Below are 4923 nucleotides of genomic sequence, written 5' to 3'. Positions count from 1 at the left end.
GAACCGGGCGGTCCGGGACAGTCCGGCGGCGACCCGGCCGGGGGCTCGGGCGGCGGTCCGGGTGACGGTGGCGGCGCGGGGCAGTCCGGCGGCTGGGGCCAGGGCGGGGCGGGCGGTCAGACGCCCCCGCCCCAGCCCCCGTACGGCGGCGGACCCGGTGGTCCGGCGGGCCCCGGCAGCCCGGGCGGGGGCGGGATGCCGCCGCACGACCCGTGGGCGATGCCCTCGGACCCGCTCGGCCCGCAGCCGGGTGGCGGAAAGCGGCGCAGCGGCGTGCTCGTCGGGGTCCTCGTGGCGGCGCTCGTCGCGGGCGGTATCGGCGGTGGGATCGGCTTCTGGGCGGCCGACCGCAGTGCGAGCGGCGACGCCACCACGATCAGCTCCTCAGCCGACCCGAAGAAACTGAACCGCTCCCCCAAGTCGGTCGCCGGCATAGCCGACAAGGCGCTGCCCAGCGTCGTGACGATCCGGTCCTCCGGAGGCGGCGAAGAGGGCACGGGCACCGGCTTCGTCTTCGACAAGGAAGGCCACATCCTCACCAACAACCACGTGGTGGCCAACGGCGCGCAGGGCGGCAAGCTGACGGCGACGTTCTCCGACGGCAAGAAGTACGACGCGCACGTCGTCGGCAAGGCGCAGGGCTACGACGTCGCCGTGCTCAAGCTGAGCGGCCTCGGCGACCGCAAGCTGGACCCGCTGCCGATCGCCGACTCCAACGACGTGGCGGTCGGCGACGCGACCATCGCGATCGGCGCTCCGTTCGGCCTCTCGGGCACGGTCACCACCGGCATCGTGAGCGCGAAGAACCGTCCGGTGGCCTCCAGCGACGGGCAGGGCAGCCAGGCGTCGTACATGAGTGCGCTGCAGACCGACGCCTCGATCAACCCCGGCAACTCGGGTGGCCCGCTGCTGAACGCGCAGGGCGCCGTCATCGGCGTCAACTCGGCCATCCAGCCCGGGGGTGGCGGTGGCGGCGGGCTGGAAGGCGGGCAGTCCGGCAGCGTCGGCCTGGGCTTCGCGATCCCCTCCAACCAGGCCAAGCGGGTCGCGGAGCAGCTGATCAAGACCGGCCGTCCCGTCTACCCGGTGATCGGCGCCACCGTCGAGCTGGGCGGCGGCGGAAAGGGCGCCACCATCTCCAACACCGGAGAGGGCGGTTCGGACCCGGTCACCCCGGGCGGCCCGGCCGACAAGGCGGGCCTCAAGCCCGGCGATGTCATCACCAAGCTCGACGACACGCTGATCGACAGCGGCCCCACCCTCATCGGCACCATCTGGACCCATCAGCCGGGCGAAAAGGTCAAGCTCACCTACGAACGCGACGGCCAGGAGAAGACCGTCGAGCTGACCCTCGGCTCCCGCAAGGGTGACGACTGACCACACGCTAGGCTGTCCCCGCGTCGTCACCGACGACGCGGGGAGGCGTGCCCGAGCGGCCGAAGGGAGCGGTCTTGAAAACCGTAGAGGTGGCAACACCTCCGTGGGTTCAAATCCCACCGCCTCCGCAGCCTGAATGAAGGCCCAGCTCATGAAGGGGCACCACCGTGCGGGTGGTGCCCCTTCGCTGTGTGGGTGTCTCACCCTGTACGCCTGTATCCCGTCGTTGATCAGCGTGTGTGGACCAGCCGTGGACCACGGGCCACCGGCCTACTCCGTCCCCTCCGCAGTCTCCAACGCCCGTTCGATCTTCTCGTTCGACTGGTGCTGGCTGCCGTAGATGACCTTGGCGTAGAACCGGTACAGAACAGCGGTGCTGTGGCCCGCGCGGCGTGCCACTTCGGTAGGAGACACGCCAGAGGTGAGCCAAAGCGAGACGCCCGCGTGCCGGAGCGAGTAGGGGACCTCTGCGAGCGGGGAGGCCGCTTCCGAGGCGGAGAGCACCGCACAGCGAGCCTCCTGCCAGATCTCGCCGTACTCCTTGTTCGTCACGCGTCCCCCGCGACTGGCGCGGAAGAGTCGGCCGTCCTCGGCGACGCCGTACGTGGCGATGTGGTCGCGGAGCATGCGCACCAGGACGGGCGGGATCGGCACGGAGCGGGTGACCCTGCGTGCGCGCTTCTTGAGGCCCCGAGAGTCGTGGGTCTCGCCGGAGTCCGTCCAGGCGGAGCCCGTCTGTGGCGAGGTGCTGGAGAGCACCAGTTCCCCCCAACCGGACTCGGGCAGGGTGCAGCTTGTCAGGCGCAGGTCGGTGACCTCGGCCGGTCGCATGGCCGCGTAGTACAGGCAGCCGAAGAAGGCGTGGAGGTGCTGGCCGCGCCTTCCCTGACTGCCGGCCGCAGCAATCAGCCTCCGAGCCAGAGCCGGGCCAGGAACGAAGCGGAAGTCCACTTCGTCGTCCGTCTCGGGCGCCTTCCAGTCCACCTTGTGGAGCGGGAGCGCTGGGAGGTGTTCGCGCTCCACCGCGTACCGGAGGCAGTTCGTGAAGACGGGGAACTTGCGGTGCACCGTGTTCGCAGCAGCCGGTTTGCCGTCGAGCTTCAACTTGAGGGCGTCTAGTGCGCGGCGAAGCACTGTGGGAGTGTCCAGCTCGTTGACCTTGATGGACTTCCGGGCGATCCAGTCGAGGGCCGCTGTGATCTCCGGAGGAGGCTCTTCGTGCTGTGTGCGGGGCACGAGGGAGCCATCCTTGGCGATCCGGAAGCTGAATGCCCACGAGTACAGCGCCCGTCGCAACACGCGGGGAGCGGGGGCGCCGCGTGAGTCGGACACCAGCGCGGGGGTAACCGTCGCAAGGGCGTCCGCGATGCTCGCGCGGTGCTTGGCTGACGCGTCGGGCCACTTCATGAGCGCGTAGGCGCAGGCGTGCACGTACCAGGTCGGGGACTGCTGTTCATGCAGCTCCGAGCTGGGCAGTCCCGTCACGGTGTCGAACTGCTCGCGGTTCCGGAGCGCCGTGAGTAGTTCCGCCCGCCGCCCGTCCGCCTGCGCCTTGAGGGTGTAGCTCTTGGAGTGCGGTTGTGCTCCTACACGCCAGCGGAGTTGGTAGGCACGGGCCCGGTTCGCGCGCTTACGGATGCCCCAGACCTGAACGTCATAGGTCAGCATGCGATGGCTTCCTCACAGTCCGTGAACCATGCGTCGAGGTCGGCGCGGCGGACGCGGATCTGCCCGTTCGGGAGCTTGAGGCACTTGGGCGCCTTGCCGCGTGCCCGCATGCGATAGAAGGCGGCTCGCGACATGCGCAGTTCGGCGAGCACTTCGGGCAGGGTCAGGGTTTCGCCTCGCACGGCTGTAGGCGTCATTGGCTCGCCTCCCCTTCGTGCTTGAGCTGGAGGGCAAGGGCGCGTTGTTCGCGGACGGTGGCGGCTAGCAGTTCCTCGCCGGGGGTGTAGCCGGTGCCGAGGAAGGCCCAGGAGGACTCCACGACGAGCGTTGTTTCGTCCCGGTCGGCGAAGCCGAGTTGGGCGCGGGTCTGGGCGGTTCGCCAGGCGCGGCGGACGTCGCGGAGGGCACCGAGGGTGGTGGAGTAGCGGCGGGATTTGGTGGAGAAGTGGCCGCGGAAGCCGAGCATGTGGGCCCACTTGCGCAGGTTCAGGTGGGCGAGTTCGGGAAGGGCGCCCAGGTCCCAGGCGGTGCGGACCATCTGACGGGCGTGGCGGGTCATGTTGGGGTGAGTGAGGGGGGCGTTCTTGCCGGTGCCCTCGCATGCCGGGCAGTCCGCGTCCGCTTGTGTGCCTGTGCCCCGGCAGGAGGGGCAGCGCACTGGGCGGTCGAGGTTGCCGACGATGGCTTCGGCGCCCTTGGTCACGTACTTGGCGAGGTATCCGGCTACGGCTTTGTCTGTGAGCGGAGCGCCCTTACCGAAGGCGGCGATTTCGCGGACGTCGATCTCCTTGCCCCAGCACAGCTCACGCTCGCCCAACGCGTCGGAGTCCACGGTCAGGCGCACACGGCCGCGTGCGTCGAGGACCGCCTGTGTCAGCACGTCGAGTGATGCACTGGCCGGGGGGTGCTTGTCGCTTCCGTCCGGTCCGTCGAGACGGATGACCGCATGAAAGTGGACGAGGCCGCGCTTTTGGTATTCAGCGACCTTGGCGAAGGAGACGCGCAGTACGGCGCGGAGTTCCTTGGGGGTGAGGCCGAGGGCGGCAGCCAGTTCACGGCGCAAGTAGGTGGTGAAGCGTGCCCACAGGGCCGAGGCGTGCGCGTTCCACAGCACGGCGCCCGCGTAGTCGTACGTCTCGGGGGAGAGGGGCGTGCCCAGCCTGGTGTCGTCATTGGTATGGCGCTCGCCGCAGCGACAGCCCAGACGCTTCCCGGCAGGGGTGGTGAGCTCTCCGTGCACCGGGCCGAACGATGGCGGGGTCAGAGTGACGAAGACGCGGGGGTGAGAGCGGACGGACTCCGGGATTCCCTTGCCTCCGCAGATTCCGGCGCGGATGAGCTGGAAAGTGTCGGCAGCGTAGAGACGGGAGCAGGAGGGGCAGCGGCTTGCGCGGCGGTTGCCGCAGGGGACGAGCATGCGGCCGGTGGGCTCGTCGAGGGTCGTGAAGACGTGCAGAGGCTCGCCGGTGTCCACGTCGAGGGTGGCGCTGTAGCCGGTGAGCTGAATCGGGCGGGTACAGCCGCGGACCCGTTCGACCTGGGCGGGGACGCGCTCGATACCGCCAAGGCTGGCAAGGCGGAGCAGGTCCCGGACTCCTTCCCCGATTTCGGGTTGGGTGGGGGACGGTGCTGTCATCCTGAAGACTCCTTCCGGGTTCGGGAGGGGGACCCGGCCGGAACGCGGTGGCTGGCAGGCGATCGGCGTTCCGGCCGGGGTGCCGCACGAGGGCAGGCCGAGGCCAGCCCGGGGGCGGTCAGGGCGAGGGAGTGACGGCTCAGGCGGTGAGGCGCGCGTGCAGCGTCTCGGCGAGTGTGGGTGCGATGCCCAGGCGGGTGGTGAGCCGGTCGGGGGTGATGGGTTCGCCGTGTTCTTGCTCG

The 4923-nt window shown here is 70.0% G+C and carries 4 protein-coding genes and 1 tRNA gene; 2 read left to right on the top strand and 3 right to left on the bottom strand.

The features are described from left to right. Together ITI46_RS33180 and ITI46_RS33175 are read left to right on the top strand one after the other, a co-directional pair. Positions 1 to 1377: S1C family serine protease (locus tag ITI46_RS33180; RefSeq protein ID WP_247746973.1), on the top strand; the 1377-nt coding region annotated here is incomplete at its 5' end. 41 nt (positions 1378 to 1418) lie between these two features. Then, positions 1419 to 1505: transfer RNA gene (locus tag ITI46_RS33175), tRNA-Ser, on the top strand. Positions 1506 to 1647: 142 nt separating this feature from the next. On the opposite strand, the gene ITI46_RS33170 is transcribed toward ITI46_RS33175, so the two are convergent. Genes ITI46_RS33170 through ITI46_RS33160 form a run of 3 tightly spaced genes read right to left on the bottom strand, consistent with a single transcriptional unit; the run spans position 1648 to position 4681 of the window. Next, positions 1648 to 3045 (bottom strand): tyrosine-type recombinase/integrase, encoded by a 1398-nt coding sequence (locus ITI46_RS33170; RefSeq protein ID WP_209243659.1) that lies wholly within the window; start codon positions 3043 to 3045, stop codon positions 1648 to 1650. Next, a complete protein-coding gene (locus tag ITI46_RS33165; RefSeq protein ID WP_209243658.1) occupies positions 3039 to 3242 on the bottom strand; it encodes a helix-turn-helix transcriptional regulator in 204 nt (67 codons plus the stop codon). Before ITI46_RS33165 ends, ITI46_RS33170 begins: the two co-directional genes overlap by 7 nt. Next, on the bottom strand, positions 3239 to 4681 hold the full coding sequence (locus ITI46_RS33160) for a replication initiator (RefSeq protein WP_209243657.1): 1443 nt from the start codon (positions 4679 to 4681) through the stop codon (positions 3239 to 3241). Before ITI46_RS33160 ends, ITI46_RS33165 begins: the two co-directional genes overlap by 4 nt. Positions 4682 to 4923 lie beyond the last annotated feature (242 nt).

The sequence above is a fragment of the Streptomyces oryzae genome (assembly GCF_017676365.1).
Taxonomy (GTDB): Bacteria; Actinomycetota; Actinomycetes; order Streptomycetales; family Streptomycetaceae; genus Streptomyces; species Streptomyces oryzae.
Note: the sequence above shows the minus strand (reverse complement) of the source record. Positions and strands in the feature narration are given on the sequence as shown.

Bases quoted from the DNA above. Each gene is read 5' to 3' on its own strand.
- ITI46_RS33170 (WP_209243659.1), bottom strand. From the start codon at position 3,045: ATGCTGACCTATGACGTTCAGGTCTGGGGCATCCGTAAGCGCGCGAAC.
- ITI46_RS33165 (WP_209243658.1), bottom strand. From the start codon at position 3,242: ATGACGCCTACAGCCGTGCGAGGCGAAACCCTGACCCTGCCCGAAGTG.
- ITI46_RS33160 (WP_209243657.1), bottom strand. From the start codon at position 4,681: ATGACAGCACCGTCCCCCACCCAACCCGAAATCGGGGAAGGAGTCCGG.